The sequence below is a fragment of the Rhodopseudomonas sp. genome (assembly GCF_013377015.1).
GTDB lineage: Bacteria > Pseudomonadota > Alphaproteobacteria > Rhizobiales > Xanthobacteraceae > JARJEH01.
The window spans coordinates 880,576-897,334 of sequence record NZ_JACABA010000001.1; the positions used below are offsets into that span (position 1 = coordinate 880,576).

Below are 16,759 nucleotides of genomic sequence, written 5' to 3' on the forward strand. Positions count from 1 at the left end.
GGCGAGGGATAGCGGCGGCTCTTAACAGTCACATTACATTCAAAGGAGTTCCCTATGCTGCTACCAGCACTTGCCTTTGGAGACGCGGCGACTGTTTAGGCAACCCCTGACAGTCGGGCGTGGAATTCGAAGAGGGAGCTCTGGCAATTCATACAACACGTCGTGCCCGGGCTTGTCCCGGCCAAGACGCAGAGAGGTCGGTGCTTTTAGAGATGATTCCGGCTCAGAAAAGCCTGATTGAATTTTCGGTCTGGCCCTGAGGATTGGATTGACATGGCTTTGACGTCGTCGCGCGTTCGCGCCGTGAATGCGGTTTATGAATCCGGCAATTTTTCCGCCGCGGCCAGGACTCTCGGTGTCTCGCAGCCGTCGGTGGCGCAACTGGTGCGCGACCTCGAGGCGGCGTTCGGCGTCAGCCTGTTCGATCGCCACGGCCAGAGTCTGGTCGCCACGCAACTGTGCCGCCAGCTCTACGCGGCTACTAGCCGGATTCAGTCGATCGAAGCCGACGCGGTTGCGATCCTGCAGCAGCGCGAGGAACTGGCGGGCGGCGAACTGCGGGTCGGGCTCGGCAATGCGATGCCGGGGATGGCTCTGATTTCGTCCTTCAAGTCGCTGTATCCGAAGATTCAGGTGCGCATCGAGATCGGCAACTGGTCGGACATCGTCGCCGCCGTGGTCGACCGCCGCGTCGACGTGGCGGTGCTGCCGGAGGTGCCGCAGGATCGCCGGTTTCGCAGTGAGGTCTGTCTCAGCCAGCGCGTGGTCGCGATCTGCCATCCCGGCCATCCGATCAATCGCGGCGGCCCGGTATCGATCGCGGAATTGACGAAATATCCGCTGGTGTTCCGGACCCGAAACTCCTCGACCCAGCGCGTCGTCGACAAGACCTTCCGCAGCGCGGGACTACAGCCGGAGCCGGCGATCGTGGTCAACACCCGCGAAGGCATGCTGGAGGCGGTCGCCAACCAGCTCGGCGTCGGCTTCATCTGGGAGCACGGCTCCAGCCGCGCCGACCGGATCGCACGGATCGTGGTGACGGAGATGGACGTCGAATTGCCCGAATATATTTTCTCGCTGCTCGGCACCAAGGGCAGGCTGGTGGAACTGTTCTTCCAGGCGCGCAATCTGCTGCCGCCGTAAGCACGCAAACGACCCGCGCTCTCAACTTCGCCAAATGGAACCGTGGCCCCGGCTGTTGATCGGACCGCGCTGCAGCATTTCGCCTGAGCTGAAATCGGGCTGCGCGGGCACGGAATCGGCGCCCTGCGGCAGCGCCACGACCGCCGTGGAAGCCGATTTTCCATAGGTCTGGACCGAAACCGGCTTATATGCTCTTGAAACGTCGACTGCCTTGCAAACATTCGAGGAATTGCCATGCCCGCGTATCGCTCCCGGACTTCGACCCACGGCCGCAACATGGCGGGCGCCCGCGGCCTGTGGCGCGCCACCGGCATGAAGGACGGCGATTTCGGCAAGCCGATCATCGCGGTCGTCAATTCCTTCACCCAGTTCGTGCCCGGCCATGTGCATCTGAAGGATCTCGGCCAGCTGGTCGCGCGCGAGATCGAGAAGGCCGGCGGCGTCGCCAAGGAATTCAACACCATCGCGGTCGATGACGGCATCGCGATGGGCCATGACGGCATGCTGTATTCGCTGCCGTCGCGCGAGCTGATCGCCGACAGCGTCGAATACATGGTCAACGCGCATTGCGCCGACGCCATGGTGTGCATCTCCAACTGCGACAAGATCACGCCCGGCATGCTGATGGCCTCGCTGCGGGTCAACATTCCGACCATCTTCGTCTCCGGCGGCCCGATGGAATCCGGCAAGGTCACCATCAACGGCAAGAAGCGCGCGGTCGACCTGATCGACGCCATGGTGGCGGCGGCCGACGACAGCGTCAGTGACGCCGACGTCGCGGTGATGGAACGCTCGGCCTGCCCGACTTGCGGCTCCTGCTCCGGCATGTTCACCGCCAATTCGATGAACTGTCTGACCGAGGCGCTCGGCCTGGCGCTGCCCGGCAACGGCTCGGTGCTCGCCACCCACGCCGACCGCAAGGCGCTGTTCGTCGAGGCCGGTCACCTGATCGTCGATCTGGCGCGGCGCTATTACGAGCAGGACGATGCCAGCGCGCTGCCGCGCAACATCGCCAGCTTCAAGGCGTTCGAGAACGCGATGACGCTCGACATCGCGATGGGCGGCTCGACCAATACCGTGCTGCATCTCTTGGCCGCGGCCTATGAGGGCGAGATCCCCTTCACCATGCAGGACATCGACCGGCTGTCGCGCCGGGTGCCGGTGCTGTGCAAGGTGGCGCCGTCGGTGCCCGACGTGCATCTCGAAGACGTGCATCGCGCCGGCGGCGTGATGGCGATTCTCGGCGAACTCGATCGCGGCGGGCTGATCAATGCCGAATTGCCGACCGTGCACAGCGCGACGATGACCGAGGCGCTGAACCGCTGGGACATCCGCCGCACCCAGAGCGAGAGCGTGCGCAAGTTCTACAAGGCCGCGCCCGGCAATGTGCCGACCCAGCAGGCCTTCAGCCAGGAGCTGCGGTTCGACGACGTCGACACCGACCGCGAAACCGGCTGTATCCGCGACGTCGCGCACGCGTTCTCGAAGGACGGCGGCCTCGCGGTACTGAGCGGCAACCTCGCGATCGACGGCTGCATCGTCAAGACCGCCGGCGTCGACGCCAGCGTGCTGACCTTTGAAGGTCCGGTGAAGATCTATGAAAGCCAGGACGCCGCGGTCGAGGGCATCCTGACCGGCAAGGTCGTGGCCGGCGACGTCGTGGTGATCCGCTATGAAGGCCCGCGCGGCGGCCCTGGCATGCAGGAAATGCTGTATCCGACCAGCTACATCAAATCGAAGGGACTCGGCAAAGCCTGCGCGCTGGTGACCGACGGCCGGTTCTCCGGCGGCACCTCCGGCCTGTCGATCGGCCACGTCTCGCCGGAAGCCGCCGAGGGCGGGTTGATCGGACTCGTCGAAGCCGGCGACCGCATCAAGATCGACATCCCGAACCGGTCGATCCAGCTTCTGGTCGACGACGCCGTGCTGGCCAAGCGTCGCGCGGCGATGGAGGCGCGCAGCGATGCCTGGAAGCCGGGCAAGCGCAGCCGCAAGGTGTCGATGGCGCTGAAAGCCTACGCAGCGCTGACCACCAGCGCCGCGCGCGGCGCGGTGCGCGTGGTGAAGGATTAGGTACTAAGCCAACGACACGGTCATTCCGGGGCGCGAGCAGCGACAGCTGCGCGCGAACCCGGAATCTCGCTCAGCACTCTGCCTTGCCGCAGGATTCCGGGCTCGCTCGCCCGACGGGCTCGCGCCCCGGAATGACTGAGTGCTTGCTGAGGCTGGCACCGCGCTCCTGAAAGACGCGCTATCCGAGTTCGCCGCGCACGATCGCGGCGGCATCGGCCATCGCCTTCAATTTGCCGAAGGCGATGGCGCGGGGCATGTATTTCATGCCGCAATCCGGCGCGGGGACCAGACGCTCCGGCGCGACATATTTCAGGCCCTGGCGGATGCGATCGGCGACGATTTCGACGGTTTCGATCTCCGGATTGCCGAGGTCGAGCACGCCGAGCAGGATCGTCTTCGACGACAGTTCCTTCAGCACGCCGAGATCGAGCCGAGGCTGCGCCGCCTCAATCGAGATCTGATCGGCGCTGGTGTCGGCCAGTTCGGCGAGGAACGAATAGCCGGCCGGCTTGGTCGAGCCCGGCACCACGGCCGCATAGCCGAAGCACAGATGCACCACCGTCGGCACGGTGATGCCGCGCAGCGCGCGGTTGATCGCCTTCACCGCATAGCGCTTGGCGACCTCGGGATTATTGCGCACCCAGGGCTCGTCGAGCTGGATCACGTCGGCGCCGGCGCTTTGCAGGTCGAGCGCTTCTTCATTAACGGCGGCGGCAAATGCCATCGCGAGTTCCTCGTCGTCGGCGTAGTACTCGTTCTTGGCCTGCTGGCTCATGGTGAACGGGCCCGGCAGCGTGATCTTCGCCGCGTGCGCGGTGTTGCGACGCAGGAACTGCATGTCGCGCAATTCCACCGGCCGGGTCCGGCGCACCGCGCCGACGACGCGCGGAACCGGCGTGCTCTGGCCCGAGCGCGCGGTGATGATCGCCGGATTGTCGATGTCGATCCCCTCCAGCGCGGTGGCGAAGCGGTTCGAATAGCTCTCGCGGCGGATTTCGCCGTCGGTGACGATATCGATGCCGGCGCGCTCCATGTCGCGGATCGCCACGATGGTGGCGTCGTCCTGGGCTTCCTCGAGATGCTCCTCGGGCGGCCGCCACATCGCATGCATGCGGGTGCGCGGCACCACTTTCGACAGCATGGCGCGGTCGACCAGCCAGTCGGGCTGCGGATAGCTGCCGACCACGGTGGTCGGCAGCAGATGCTTCGGCATATTCACAATGCTTCTCCTTGATTGGCGGATGGCGAGGTCAGGCTCAGGCGGCCTGCCCGACGGCGATCGCGGATTCGTCTTTGACCGGATTGCGCAGGATGCCGATGCCGGACACCTCGACCTCGACGGTGTCGCCGCCCTTCATCCACAGCGGCGGCACCCGGTAGGCGCCGACGCCGCCGGTGGTTCCGGTGACGATGACGTCGCCGGGCACCAGTTCGGTGAAAATCGAGCAATAGGCGATCAGGCTCGGCACGTCGAACACCAGATCGGAAATCGGTGCGCGCTGCACCTCGACGCCGTTGAGGCGGGTGATCAGGGTCTGTTTGCTGATATCGGGCAATTCGTCGGTGGTCACCATCCAGGGGCCGAACCCGCCGGTGGCGGCAAAATTCTTGCCCGGCGTGAATTGCGAGGTGTGGCGCTGCCAGTCGCGAATGCTGCCGTCATTGTAGCAGGCATAGCCGGCGACGTGCGAGAGCGCCGCTTCGCGCGAGATCCGCCGGCCGCCCTTGCCGATCACGACCGCCATCTCGCCTTCGTAGTCGAACCGCTCGGATTCGATCGGCCGGATCATCGGCTGGCCGCTGCCGACCTGGCTGTTGGCGAAGCGGGTGAAGATCATCGGATGCGGCGGGGTTGGATGGCCGCTCTCCTTCAAATGGCTGGCATAGTTCACACCGATGCAGAAGATCTTGTCCGGATCGGGAATCGTCGGCAGCAATTGAACATCGGCCAGCTTGTGATCCGCCTGCTCGCCCGCGAGCTTGCGCAACTCGTCGAGCGCCCCGCCGGTCAGCAGCGCCCGCAAGGTGGGAAAATTCTTCAGCCGGCGGCCGGCATCGACGATGCCCGCGTCGGTGACGATGCCGTAGCTCGCGGTCGATCCGGCCTTGAAACTTGCGATCTTCATTGGTCGATACCTTCTTCGATGGTTGAAACATAGGATGCGATGGGCAGCGCGATCTCGCCAGAACGGATCGGAACGCAGGCCGGCGGAAACTCCTGATGCAGTCGCGCGCCCGCCTCGGCGGCGCGATCAAGAAACGATTCGAGATGGCGCATGGCGCCGGTCGGCAGGTCGTGCAGCACCACCAGGCTCCAGGCTTGCGCGCGACACTGCTTGAGCGCGCGATCGACCCAGCCATCGGGGTCTTCCCAATCGCGCGGAATCGAATTCCACAGTACGCAACTGTATTTTTCGTGGCACAGGTGCGCGACCACCGACGGCTTCAGCAGCCCGTCATCGAGCTTGCCGCCGCCGCCGAACGGCCGGAACCAGCGTCGGTTGTCGGCAAGATCGCCGATCACGCTTTGGGTGCGGGCGATTTCGTTGTCGGCGCTGTCCGGATCGGTCTGCCGGCCGAGCGGTACCGAATGCGTATAGGTGTGATTGCCGATCCAGTGGCCTTCGGCGTGCGCGCGCTCCGCCAGCCTGCGCAACGCGGGATCAGCGAGCTTCTCGCCGATCACGAAGAACGTCGACTTGATGCCACGCTCGGCGAGAATGTCGAGCACGCGCGGCGTGACCTCGAGGTCGGGGCCATTGTCGAACGACAGCGTCAGATCAAACATGGTGTGCCTTCACGCGGTGGCCGGGAGGATGGCCGGCGCGTCGCCCCCGGCCGCATCAGCGCCGGCGTGCGTCCCGGTCTGCCAGATCGCGGCGCGCCGCTCGACGAACCTGATGATGGCATTGAAGGCGACGGCGAGAACCAGCACCAGCAGCACGCCGGCGAACACATGCGCGCTGTCGAGGATGGTGCGGTAGCGCGAGATCAGATAGCCGATGCCGGCCGATGAAATCAGCATCTCCGACACCACGACGCCGACGATCACCAGCGCGCCGCCGACGCGCAGGCCGGACAGCACCGTGGGGATCGCCGCCGGAATGATCACCCGCGTGACGCGCTGAGTGAGCGTCGCGCCCATGCTGCGCGCCGCGATCAGCAGTTGCGGGTCGATGGTCTGGATGCCGGCGGCGGTCGCCAGCATGGTCGGCAGGAAGCCGTAGATCGACGCGAAGGCGATCTTGGATTCAGATCCGATCCCCAGCCACACCGTGAACACCGGATAGAGGATCACCAGCGGCACCGCATAGAGGCTCGAGACCATCGGCATGATCAGCACCCGCGGTCGCGGCAGGCTGCCGACCACGGCGCCGGCGATGATGCCACCGCCGCAGGCGAACACCATCGACACCGCGACTTCATACAGCGTCACCATCAGCGCGTGGCCGTATTCGCCGGCGTCAGTCCAGCCGGCCAGCAGCGTGGAGGACAAAGACGGCAGGAACAGTTCGGGAATGACGTGGAACCGCGGCAGGATTTCCCAGCACAGGATCAGCGAGACGACGATCATGCGGCGCAGCGTTGTCGAGGAGATTGTCATGGCTCAGGCGGACTTGCGGATGTGGCGCCAGATGCGGTCGCGCATCGCACCGAACGCATCGCCGCTGAGCATTTCGTAGGTCCGGGGCCGCGGCAACGTCACGGTGAGATGATCGACGATCCGCCCGGGCCGCGCCGACATCACCACCACCTCGTCGGCGAGATACACCGCCTCGGTGAGGCTGTGGGTGACGAACACGACGGTCTTGCCGGTGGCCGCCCAGATCCGCAACAGCTCGTCGCCCATCGTCATCCTTGTCTGCTCGTCGAGCGCGGCGAACGGCTCGTCCATCAGCAGCACCGGCGGGTCCTGCACCAGGCCCCGCGCGATCGAGACGCGCTGCTTCATGCCGCCGGACAGTTCGTGCGGGTGGCGCTTGGCGAAGCCGTCGAGCCCGACCAGCAGCAGCGCTTCCTGCGCCTTCCGCCGCCGCTCGGCCTTGTCGACGCCGCGCAGCGTCAGCGGAAACTCGACGTTCTCCTCCGCGGTCAGCCACGGAAACAGGCTCGGCTCCTGAAACACCACGCCGATACGATCCGGATCGGGAGCGACGATCGGCGCGCCGTTGATCAGGATTGTCCCCGAGGTCTGCTTGCGCAGTCCGGCCAGCATCATCAGCAGCGTCGATTTTCCGCAGCCGCTGGGCCCGACCAGCACCACGAATTTTCCCGGCTTGACGTCGAGCGACACGTCGGACAGCGCCTCAACGCTCTGCGTGCTGGTCTTGAATACCTGACCGACATTCTTGATCTGGATCGAGCCGGCGCGCGAGGCAGGCTGAAGCCGCGTTACGTTCGCCAATGGCTGCATCTTGTTTCCACCCATCTAACCAGTTCGTTGAAGGTCATGGCGATGATCGCGATCATCAGCACCCCGGCGAGCAGTTGCTCCATCTGGAAATTCTCGCCCCAGGTGGCGATCTGGTGGCCGATGCCGTCGCGGGAGGCGTACATCTCGGCGAGCAGCACGCCGGTGAGATTGAAGATCATCGAAATCCGCACGGTCTCCAGCAGCACCGGAAGCATGCTTGGCAGGTAGACGCGAAACGCGGTCTGCGCCGTAGTCGCGCCGTAGGACCGCGCCACCGTCAGATATTCGGTCTTCACCGAGTCGACCGCGACGGTCGTCGACATGATCACGATGAAGATGGTCGAGAAGAAAGCGAAGCCGACCTTCTGCGAGAAGCCGACGCCGAACACCAGGATGAACATCGGCAGGAAGATCGATTTCGGAATGCTGAACGCAAAAAACAGCAGCGGCTTCGCCACCTCGGCGAAGTAGCGGTTCTCCGCGATCGCAAAGCCGATCAGCGCCCCGCAGGGCACGGCGAGCACGAACGCGACCGCCACCTCGCTGGCGGTGACGGCGAGGTCGCTGCGGACGCTGGCGCGCTGCAGCAGCTGGCCGAGCATGGCGATGGTGTCGGACGCCGAGGGCAGCAGGCGGGGATTGACCATCCCCGTCCGCGACAACACTTCCCACAGCGCGAACACCGACAGCACCACGGCGAACCGCGCCAGCTTCAGTCCGAGCGAGCCGATCATCGCGATGCCTTCAGGGCTTGGTCGGAACCGGCTTGAATTGCGCCGAGATGATCTCGGCGGTCGGCACGATGTCCTTCAGCCCGCCGAGCTTGGCCATGTCGATCGAGGTCTGCACCGCGCTCGCCACGCCCTCTCCCGCCATGCTGCCGTCGGTCTCGAGCTTCATGATCGTGTTCTCGTATTCGAGCGCGGCGATATCTTCCGGAATTTCATACAGATCGGAGATCAGCTTGACGGTGATCTCGCGGTTGTTGCGCATGAATTGCAGTGCGCCGTACAGCGCGTTGACGGCCTTCTGCACTACTTGCGGCTTTTCGGCGATCAGCTTGTCGGGCACGATCCAGCCGGCCGACAGGTTCGGTGGCACTTCCTTGGCGTAGTCCAGGATCGCCTTGGCCTCGCCCGATTTCGCGATCTTGAAGCTCAGCGGCGAATACACTACGGCGGCATCGACATTGCCGGCCAGCAGGTTCGGCACCAGGCCGCCGCCGCCGACCGGCACGCGGGTGAACTCGATCTTCTTTTCCTGAGCGGTCCACAGCGCCAGCAGGTCGGAGCCCGAGCCGGCCGAGGTGATGGCGACCTTCTTGCCGTTCAGTCCTTTGACGTCCATCGTCGACTTGCTCAGCACCATCAGCTGCCAGCCGAAGCTGCCCATCGCCGCGTTCGCCACCAGCTTCGACATCACGCCTTTCTTCCGGCCGGTGGACACCAGCGACGGCGGGTCGAGAATGATGTCGGCGACTCCCGCCGCCATCGCTTCGAAGGTTTCGGCGCCGCCGCGATAGATCGTGAGCTCGGGCGTGAGGCCCTCCTTCTCGAACAGCTTCTGCCGCACGGCGGTCTCGGCGATGGTGGTTGGCCAGTAGGTCTTGGTCGGCAGGCCGACGCGGATCGTTTCCGCTGCCTGCGCCAGCACCGGCGCGGTGAGGCATGATACGGCGGTCAGAATCGCCAGCAGCTGGCGGCGTGAAGCCATCATTGTTGCGTTTCCTCTGTCTTGTTTGATTCTGGTTTGGAGTCTTGACGCTCCTGGTCTTGCTGGTTTTCCGGTCTAGTCTCTTGAACGCACCTCCAGAACCGGGATCGCGAGTTCGACGAGATGCATGGTTGTCAGGTAGTGCTGCGACAGCGCGGCGACAGCCGCATCGGGGTCGCGCCGAACGACGGCCGCGACAATTGCAGCGTGCTCGGCGGTGACATCGCGTTGCTGGCCGGGTTCGCGGCGGATCGACAGCCGCCGGTAGCGTTCGCTTTGCTCGTGCAGCACGTCGCGAAACCCAAGCAGCCATGTCGAGCCGCAGGCGCTGACCAAGGCGCGATGGAAACTGCGATGACGCTTCAACCACGGCTCGTTGTGAGCTTCGGGGTCGTTCGGATCCTTGAAGGGGATGGCGGACAATGCCGCGAACTCGCGCTCGACGACGTCGAGCCAGATCTGATCGCCGCGCTCGATCGAGCGCCGCAGTGCGAGGCCTTCGATATCGATGCGGGTATGGGTGACGTCCTCGAGGTCGGCTCGGGACACCGGGCTAACGCGAAACCCGCGCTGGTCCGAGGCCTGGACCAGACCATCGGCGACCAGACGCGACAACGCCTCGCGGACCGCCGCAAGGCTGACGGAAAACTGTGCCGCAAGCCCAGCGATGTGCAGTTTCTGACCGGGTGCGAGCTTTGCGGTCAAAATGTCGGCGCGCAGGCGCTCCAAAACAGCCGAGGTGAGCGTCCTTGGCCCGCGCGCGCCATCAGCAACCGGGAAACTGAATGAAATCCGCTCCATAACGGGCAAGGCTGGAGGGGTGACAAAGAATTGTCAATCGAAAATCGATTTTCCTAAGCATCATGACCTGCGTATTTGCATAGCTCCGTGCGGCATGCGGTATCGCCTCGCCCAACCTGGATCAGGTAGCCGCCCCGGCGCATCTTGCCGAACAGCGTGCCGTTCAGGATATTGCGCGTCTCGGGCGTCAACGGCAGCAAGTTGACGAGAATCTCGGTGTCTTCAACCATGGCGATGCGCTCAATCCGCGCCTGGCCAAGGACGGGCACTGATGACGCATTTGCGCGGCTACAAGGCGGACGCCGCGCAGGTGTCCGAGCCCTCCCATGAAACGCTGACGCGCGCCAATATCGGCGTGATCTGGTTCCAGTTGGAAGTTCGAGGTGTGCCGGTCCACGTTCAACACATGGGCACCGGCGCCAATGCCATCGACGCGGCCTATCGCGTCATCGGCGAGTTGGGGCGGATGGAAGTAGAGTGAGCGCGGAAGACGCCAAGAAGGAGATTGTCGATCGTGTCGCCAGCTTCACCCGCAACGACGCCTTTCTGTCCAATATCCCGCCGACCGTCACCTTCAACGGCTTCCAGGCCGAAGGCTATGTGTTGAAGCCCGGCTCCGACGCCGAAGCCGTGCTCGGCCGCGCGCATCGATCGGTGTTCGGCCGCGAACTGGAAATGGTGACGTCGCTCGCCTATCTGGACAGCCGCGTCGATGTGCTGTTCGACGACATCCCGGCGCTGAACTACGGCGCGATCTCGCGCGGCGTGCACGACCTCGACGAGGGCGTCAATCTGCCGTCGTTGAAAAAGACCATCACCGCGATGGCGCTGTTCATCGCCGAATGGTGCAGGCTGGAACAGATCGACGGTTAGTTCGGCTCTTTGAAATCAAAGCTGCCGTCATTCCGGGGCGCGAGCAGCTTCGCTGCGCGCGAACCCGGAATCTTGCCCAGATGCCGTGCCTTGCAGCAAGATTCCGGGTTCGCTCGCCCAAAGGGCTCGCGTCCCGGAATGACCGCGTATTGGGGAGCCGAATTCACCTGATCTGAAAGCGGTTCGATAGGCAGTTCGCCACAAGCTCCGCGCCTGGCGATCCGCACCGGTTGCTCACTTGTACAACCGATGCGGACCGCCAAATTCAACTCGCGCTTCTCTTATTGCACCCCGATCGTGGTCAGGTCCTGGAACCAGTGCTGGGCCTGCACGAAGTTCTTCACCTTCGGCGACAGCCCGTGCGGATTGGTGTCGTGCACCACCCAGACCAGGACCGCGTCGTCGACGATCAGGCCATGCGCCTGCGCCAATAACTCGTCCTGCTTGGCCGGATCGAAGGTCTGCTTGGCCTCGTCGATCAGGGCATCGACCTTGGGATTGCTGTAGCCGCCCCAGTTGACGCCGACCGGTGCGACCTGCCCGGAATGGAAGAACCGGACGATGGCGTAGAGCGGGTCCGAGGTGACGTAGGCGATGTTGTTGGCGGTGATGCCGGCCATGCTGGGGTCGGCCGCGCCCTTGCGCCACGCGGTGTAAAGCACTTCCAGTTCGACCACCTTGAACTCGATGTCGACGCCGATTTCCTTGAAGCTCTGCTGCAGGAATTCGTTCATCGGCAATGACAGCATCTGACCGGTGCCGCCATTGGCGATGATGAAGGTCGCTTTTAGCGGCTTCTCCGGCGAATAGCCGGCTTCTTTCACCAACTTCTTGGCTTCGGCGAGATCGTATTTGATCTTGAAGGTCGGGTTGCCGAACCACGGGCTCGACGGATCGACCTGACCGACGGCCGGCTTGGCGAGGCCGTTCATCAGGCCGACCACTGCGTCGCGGTCGATCGCCAGATTGAGCGCCTTGCGTAGACGCACATCGGTCCAGGGCGAACCCGGCAGCACGCTGAGATGATAGTTCCAGACATGCGGGGTGACGTTGTCGACGATCCGCATCCCGGCAGCCTTCAGTTGCGGAACCGCGTCGGGCGCCGGGGTCTCGATCAGATCGACCTGACCTGCGAGCAGCGCGTTGGTGCGAGTCAGCGCTTCCGGCATCGGCACCAGCACGAGCTTATCGACTTTTGGAATCCGCGCCTTGTCCCAGTACTCCGCGTTCTTGCTGAGCTCGGCGAGTTCGCGCGGCACCAATTTGGTCAGCTTGAACGGCCCGGTGCCGGATGGCTCGCTGGCGAATTTGTCCCAATCCTTGCCGACCTTCTCGTACTGCGCCGGGCTGGAGACCAGGAACCACAGCATCTGATACGGGAAGAACGAGTCGACCGTCTTGGTGGTGATCTCGATGGTGGAATCGTCGATCTTGGCATAGCTCTTCACCGACGGCAGCCGGGTCTTGACCTGCGCGGCCTGCCGCTTGTCGAACTGCGGCGCCTTGTCGTTCAGCACCTTGTCGAGATTCCAGATCACCGCATCGGCGTCGAACGCGCTGCCGTCATGGAACTTGACGCCCTGACGCAGCGTGAACTTCCACTTGGTCTTGTCGGTGTCGTCGACCTTCCACGCCGTCGCCAGCCCCGGCACCAGCTTGCCCGGCCGATCCGCCACGTTCATTTCCCAGGCCACCAACGGATCGTAGATGGTGTAGCCGGTGAATTGATAGGCGCCGGCGCCGCGATCGGGCTGACCGGTTGTCAGCGGAATGTCCGCCATCGAGATGCCGTAACGCACCAACGACTCGGCTCGCGCAGGTTGCGCTGCCCCGATCAGGGCGGCGACAGCCGCTATTGTCATCGTTTTCAGCAAGCGCATGAACCACAGGTCTCCATTGGTGGAATATTGGATAACCAATGCAAAGCGGGGGCCAGCGGCAGAATTTGCGCCAAAAGGCATCGTCAGCGCAGACAAAACCTGGTCGACCGTCGACAATCCGCGAATTTGGCCTACGCTGGCACAGGCGTTGCATAAGTTTTAGTCAGTGAAGTTCGAGAGGAATGGACACGATGCGTTTCAATAGACCTGCGATCCGGACGACGACCGCACTCTGGATGCTGACCATGGCGTGTGCAGTCGCGTTGCCACAACTCGCGGGCGCCGAAAGCGTGTTGCGGATCGGCATGACCGCTGCGGATATTCCGCGCACGTTGGGCCAGCCGGATCAGGGCTTCGAAGGCAACCGCTTCACCGGCCTGACGATGTACGACGCGCTGACGATGTGGGATCTGTCCTCCGCCACCAAGGCCAGCGTGGTGATCCCCGGCCTTGCGACCGAATGGAAGGTCGATGATGCCGACAAGACCAAGTGGACCTTCAAGCTGCGCCCCGGCGTGACGTTTCACGACGGCGCGCCGTTCAACGCCGACGCCGTGGTCTGGAATGTCGAGAAGGTCCTGAACAAGGACGCGGTGCAGTTCGACGCCAGCCAGGTCGGCGTCACCGCGTCGCGGATGCCGACGCTGGTGTCGGCCAAGAAGATCGACGATATGACCGTCGAACTCACCGCCAAGGAGCCCGACAGCTTTCTGCCGATCAACCTCACCAACCTGTTCATGGCCAGCCCGGCGAAATGGCAGTCGCTGTACGACAAGGCCGAGGGCGCCGACGCCAAGGCGAAGTCGCAGGCGGCGTGGGCCGCCTTCGCCAAGGAAGCCTCCGGCACCGGGCCGTGGAAGATGGCGAAGTTCACCCCGCGCGAGCGGCTCGAACTGGTGAAGAACGAGGCCTATTGGGACAAGGCGCGGGTGCCGCATGTCGACCGCATGGTGCTGTTGCCGATGCCGGAAGCCAACGCCCGCACCGCTGCGCTGCTCTCAGGCCAGGTCGACTGGATCGAAGCGCCCGCGCCCGACGCGGTGAAGGAAATCACCGCGCGCGGTTTCAAGATCGAGAAGAACGAACAGCCGCATGTCTGGCCGTGGCAGTTCTCGCGGATAGAAGGCTCACCCTGGAACGACATCCGCGTGCGCAAGGCCGCCAATCTGTGCATCGATCGCGAAGGCCTGCGTGACGGTTTGCTGGCGGGCCTGATGGTGCCGGCCACCGGCACGTTCGAGCCCGGCCACCCGTGGCGCGGCAATCCGACGTTCCAGATCAAGTACGATCTGCCGGCGGCGCAGAAGCTGATGAAGGAAGCCGGCTACGGCCCCGACAAGAAACTCAGCGTCAAGACCCAGACCTCGGCATCGGGCTCCGGCCAGATGCTGCCGCTGCCGATGAACGAGTATCTGCAGCAGGCACTGGCGGAGTGCTACTTCGACGTCAAGCTCGACGTCATCGAGTGGAACACGCTGTTCACCAACTGGCGCCGGGGCGCCAAGGACCCGTCGGCGAACGGCGCCAACGCCACCAACGTCACCTATGCGGCGATGGACCCGTTCTTCGCACTGGTCCGCTTCCTGCAATCGTCGATGGCGCCGCCGGTGTCGAACAATTGGGGCTACATCAACAACCCGCAGTTCGACGAATTGGTCAAGAAAGCCCGCACCAGCTTCGACGCCAAGGAACGTGACGCCGCGCTGGCTGAATTGAATGCCGCCTCGATCGACGACGCGGCCTTCCTCTACGTCGCCCACGACGTCGGCCCGCGCGCACTCAGCCCGAAGGTCAAGGGCTTCGTGCAGCCGAAAAGCTGGTTCGTCGACTTCTCGCCGGTGTCAATAACGCCGTAACTGCACGGTTCGCTGCCCGCACCGTCATTGCGAGGAGCGAAGCGACGAAGCAATCCAGGAGCCTCGTGCACGGCGCTCTGGATTGCTTCGCCTCCGGCTCGCAATGACGGTGAACTTATTCAAACCTCGTGAAGGCGTCTCACTTGTTCACCTACATCGTCCGCCGCATCGTCTATGTGATCCCGATCGTGATCAGCGTGGCGCTGGTGTGCTTCATGCTGGTGCACATCACGCCCGGCGATCCGCTGGTCGCGATCCTGCCGGCGGACGCTTCGCAGGAGCTCGCCGCACAGCTGCGCACCGCCTATGGGTTCGACCGGCCACTGCCGGTGCAGTTCGGGCTATGGCTGTGGAAGGCCGTGCATGGCGATCTCGGCCATTCGATCGCCACCGGGCGGCCGGTGCTGACCGAAGTGATGCGCGCCGTCGGCAACACCGTCACCCTGGCGATCGCCGCGGCAATCATCGGCTTTTCCTTCGGCCTGTTGTTCGGCCTGCTCGCCGGCTATTTCCGCGACACCTGGATCGACAAGGTGGCGACCTCGATCGCGATTGCCGGGGTCTCGGTGCCGCATTACTGGCTCGGCATGGTGCTGGTCATCATCTTCTCGGTGCAATTGAGCTGGCTGCCCGCGGTCGGCGCCGGTCCCGGAGGCTCCGGGCAATGGGGCTGGGACTGGGAGCACATGAAGTATCTGGTGCTGCCGGCAATCACCACCTCGGTGATTCCGATGGGCATCGTCACCCGCACGGTGCGGGCGCTGACCGGCGATATCCTGTCGCAGGATTTCGTCGAAGCGCTGCGCGCCAAGGGGCTGCGCGAGACCCACGTGTTCCGCCACGTCATCAAGAACGCCGCACCGACCGCGATGGCGGTGATGGGGCTGCAACTCGGCTACATGCTCGGCGGCTCGATCCTGATCGAGACGGTGTTCTCCTGGCCCGGCTCCGGGCTGCTGCTGAACTCCGCGATCTTCCAGCGCGACCTGCCGCTGCTGCAGGGCACGATTCTGGTGCTGGCGCTGTTCTTCGTGTTCCTCAATCTGGTGGTCGACATCGCGCAAGCCTCGATCGACCCGCGCATCAAGCGGGGCTGACCATGATGGATGTAGGCTCATGAGCGCGATCACCGAACTTGCACTGCAGGCCGCGCCGGCGGGGCCGGCGCGCGGCTATTGGGCCACGGTCGGCCGGCGCGTCGTCAGAGACAAGGTCAGCATCGCCTGCGCGGTGATTCTGCTGGCGATCTTTCTTTCGGCGCTGCTGGCACCCTGGCTCGGCCTCGCCGACCCCTACCATGGCTCGATGATCCGCCGGCTAAAACCGATCGGCACTACGAACTACCCGCTCGGCACCGACGAACTCGGCCGCGACATGCTGGCGCGGCTGATCTATGGCGGCCGGCTGTCGCTGCTGATCGGCATTTTACCGGTAATCTTGGCGTTCATGATCGGCACCTCGCTGGGGCTGATCGCCGGCTATGTCGGCGGCAAGGTCAACACCGCGATCATGCGCACCATCGACGTGTTCTATGCCTTCCCTTCGGTGCTGCTGGCGATCGCGATTTCCGGCGCACTCGGCGCCGGCATCACCAATTCGATCGTGTCGCTCACCGTGGTGTTCATGCCGCAGATCACCCGCGTCGCCGAAAGCGTCACCACCGGCGTGCGCAACATGGATTTCGTCGAGGCCGCGCGCGCCTCCGGCGCCGACGCCTTCACCATCATGCGGGTGCACATGCTCGGCAACGTGCTGGGACCGATCTTTGTTTACGCTACCGGGTTGATCTCGGTGTCGATGATCCTGGCCGCCGGCCTCTCCTTCCTCGGCCTCGGTACCAAGCCGCCGGAGCCGGAATGGGGCCTGATGCTGAACACGCTGCGCACCGCGATCTACGTCAATCCCTGGGTCGCGGCCTTGCCCGGCGCGATGATCTTCGCGGTCTCGATTTGCTTCAACCTTCTGAGCGACGGCATGCGCAGCGCCATGGACATCAGGAACTGAGC

At 64.2% G+C, this 16,759-nt stretch carries 17 protein-coding genes; 7 read left to right on the top strand and 10 right to left on the bottom strand.

Annotation, left to right across the window (positions count from 1 at the left end; all coding sequences use genetic code 11):
• Positions 1-273 precede the first annotated feature (273 nt).
• Positions 274-1,143, top strand: coding sequence for a LysR family transcriptional regulator (locus HXX15_RS04320; RefSeq protein ID WP_296513009.1), 870 nt, complete (start codon positions 274-276; stop codon positions 1,141-1,143).
• A gap of 234 nt (positions 1,144-1,377) precedes the next feature.
• Entirely contained in the window at positions 1,378-3,216 is a 1,839-nt protein-coding gene (gene ilvD, locus HXX15_RS04325; protein WP_296513013.1) for a dihydroxy-acid dehydratase, read from the top strand.
• A 178-nt stretch (positions 3,217-3,394) separates the two neighbouring features.
• On the opposite strand, the gene HXX15_RS04330 is transcribed toward ilvD, so the two are convergent.
• From HXX15_RS04330 to HXX15_RS04370, 9 genes are all read right to left on the bottom strand, one after another.
• Positions 3,395-4,429 carry a cobalamin-independent methionine synthase II family protein gene (locus HXX15_RS04330; RefSeq protein ID WP_296514820.1) on the bottom strand — a complete coding sequence of 345 codons (1,035 nt, stop codon included), beginning with the start codon at positions 4,427-4,429 and terminating at the stop codon, positions 3,395-3,397.
• Between the two features lie 43 nt (positions 4,430-4,472).
• Positions 4,473-5,342 (bottom strand): fumarylacetoacetate hydrolase family protein, encoded by an 870-nt coding sequence (locus HXX15_RS04335; protein ID WP_296513015.1) that lies wholly within the window; start codon positions 5,340-5,342, stop codon positions 4,473-4,475.
• The gene (locus tag HXX15_RS04340) at positions 5,339-6,004 is read right to left on the bottom strand and encodes a polysaccharide deacetylase family protein (protein ID WP_296513017.1); all 666 of its coding nucleotides are present in this window, start codon (positions 6,002-6,004) and stop codon (positions 5,339-5,341) included. The genes HXX15_RS04335 and HXX15_RS04340 overlap by 4 nt, the downstream gene beginning before the upstream one ends.
• A 9-nt stretch (positions 6,005-6,013) precedes the next feature.
• Complete coding sequence (locus HXX15_RS04345; RefSeq protein WP_296513019.1) at positions 6,014-6,820, bottom strand: ABC transporter permease; 807 nt, start codon at positions 6,818-6,820, stop codon at positions 6,014-6,016.
• 3 nt (positions 6,821-6,823) lie between these two features.
• Positions 6,824-7,630: an ABC transporter ATP-binding protein gene (locus HXX15_RS04350; protein ID WP_296513021.1), complete on the bottom strand. Its 807-nt coding sequence runs from the start codon at positions 7,628-7,630 to the stop codon at positions 6,824-6,826.
• Positions 7,609-8,364: an ABC transporter permease gene (locus HXX15_RS04355; RefSeq protein WP_296513023.1), complete on the bottom strand. Its 756-nt coding sequence runs from the start codon at positions 8,362-8,364 to the stop codon at positions 7,609-7,611. The genes HXX15_RS04350 and HXX15_RS04355 overlap by 22 nt, the downstream gene beginning before the upstream one ends.
• A 10-nt stretch (positions 8,365-8,374) precedes the next feature.
• Complete coding sequence (locus HXX15_RS04360; RefSeq protein WP_296513024.1) at positions 8,375-9,343, bottom strand: ABC transporter substrate-binding protein; 969 nt, start codon at positions 9,341-9,343, stop codon at positions 8,375-8,377.
• A 75-nt stretch (positions 9,344-9,418) separates the two neighbouring features.
• Entirely contained in the window at positions 9,419-10,144 is a 726-nt protein-coding gene (locus HXX15_RS04365; protein WP_296513026.1) for a GntR family transcriptional regulator, read from the bottom strand.
• Between the two features lie 53 nt (positions 10,145-10,197).
• Positions 10,198-10,374 (bottom strand): NAD(P)-dependent oxidoreductase, encoded by a 177-nt coding sequence (locus tag HXX15_RS04370; protein WP_366558556.1) that lies wholly within the window; start codon positions 10,372-10,374, stop codon positions 10,198-10,200.
• A gap of 41 nt (positions 10,375-10,415) precedes the next feature.
• On the opposite strand from HXX15_RS04370, the gene HXX15_RS04375 reads away from it, so the two are divergent.
• Positions 10,416-10,625 (top strand): peptidase dimerization domain-containing protein, encoded by a 210-nt coding sequence (locus HXX15_RS04375; protein ID WP_296513028.1) that lies wholly within the window; start codon positions 10,416-10,418, stop codon positions 10,623-10,625.
• Positions 10,622-11,017: a hypothetical protein gene (locus HXX15_RS04380; protein ID WP_296513030.1), complete on the top strand. Its 396-nt coding sequence runs from the start codon at positions 10,622-10,624 to the stop codon at positions 11,015-11,017. The genes HXX15_RS04375 and HXX15_RS04380 overlap by 4 nt, the downstream gene beginning before the upstream one ends.
• Positions 11,018-11,298: 281 nt before the next feature.
• Here the strand turns inward: HXX15_RS04380 and HXX15_RS04385 are convergent, their stop codons facing one another.
• Positions 11,299-12,897 carry an ABC transporter substrate-binding protein gene (locus tag HXX15_RS04385; RefSeq protein WP_296513031.1) on the bottom strand — a complete coding sequence of 533 codons (1,599 nt, stop codon included), beginning with the start codon at positions 12,895-12,897 and terminating at the stop codon, positions 11,299-11,301.
• Between the two features lie 236 nt (positions 12,898-13,133).
• Here HXX15_RS04385 and HXX15_RS04390 point away from each other — a divergent pair, with 236 nt between their 5' ends.
• The 3 genes from HXX15_RS04390 to HXX15_RS04400 all read left to right on the top strand — a co-directional run bounded on the left by HXX15_RS04390 (position 13,134) and on the right by HXX15_RS04400 (position 16,757).
• Positions 13,134-14,753, top strand: a complete 1,620-nt coding sequence (locus HXX15_RS04390; RefSeq protein WP_296514823.1) for an ABC transporter substrate-binding protein — start codon at positions 13,134-13,136, stop codon at positions 14,751-14,753.
• A gap of 143 nt (positions 14,754-14,896) precedes the next feature.
• The gene (locus HXX15_RS04395; RefSeq protein ID WP_296513033.1) at positions 14,897-15,850 is read left to right on the top strand and encodes an ABC transporter permease; all 954 of its coding nucleotides are present in this window, start codon (positions 14,897-14,899) and stop codon (positions 15,848-15,850) included.
• Positions 15,851-15,869: 19 nt separating this feature from the next.
• The gene (locus HXX15_RS04400) at positions 15,870-16,757 is read left to right on the top strand and encodes an ABC transporter permease (RefSeq protein WP_296513035.1); all 888 of its coding nucleotides are present in this window, start codon (positions 15,870-15,872) and stop codon (positions 16,755-16,757) included.
• Positions 16,758-16,759: the final 2 nt, after the last annotated feature.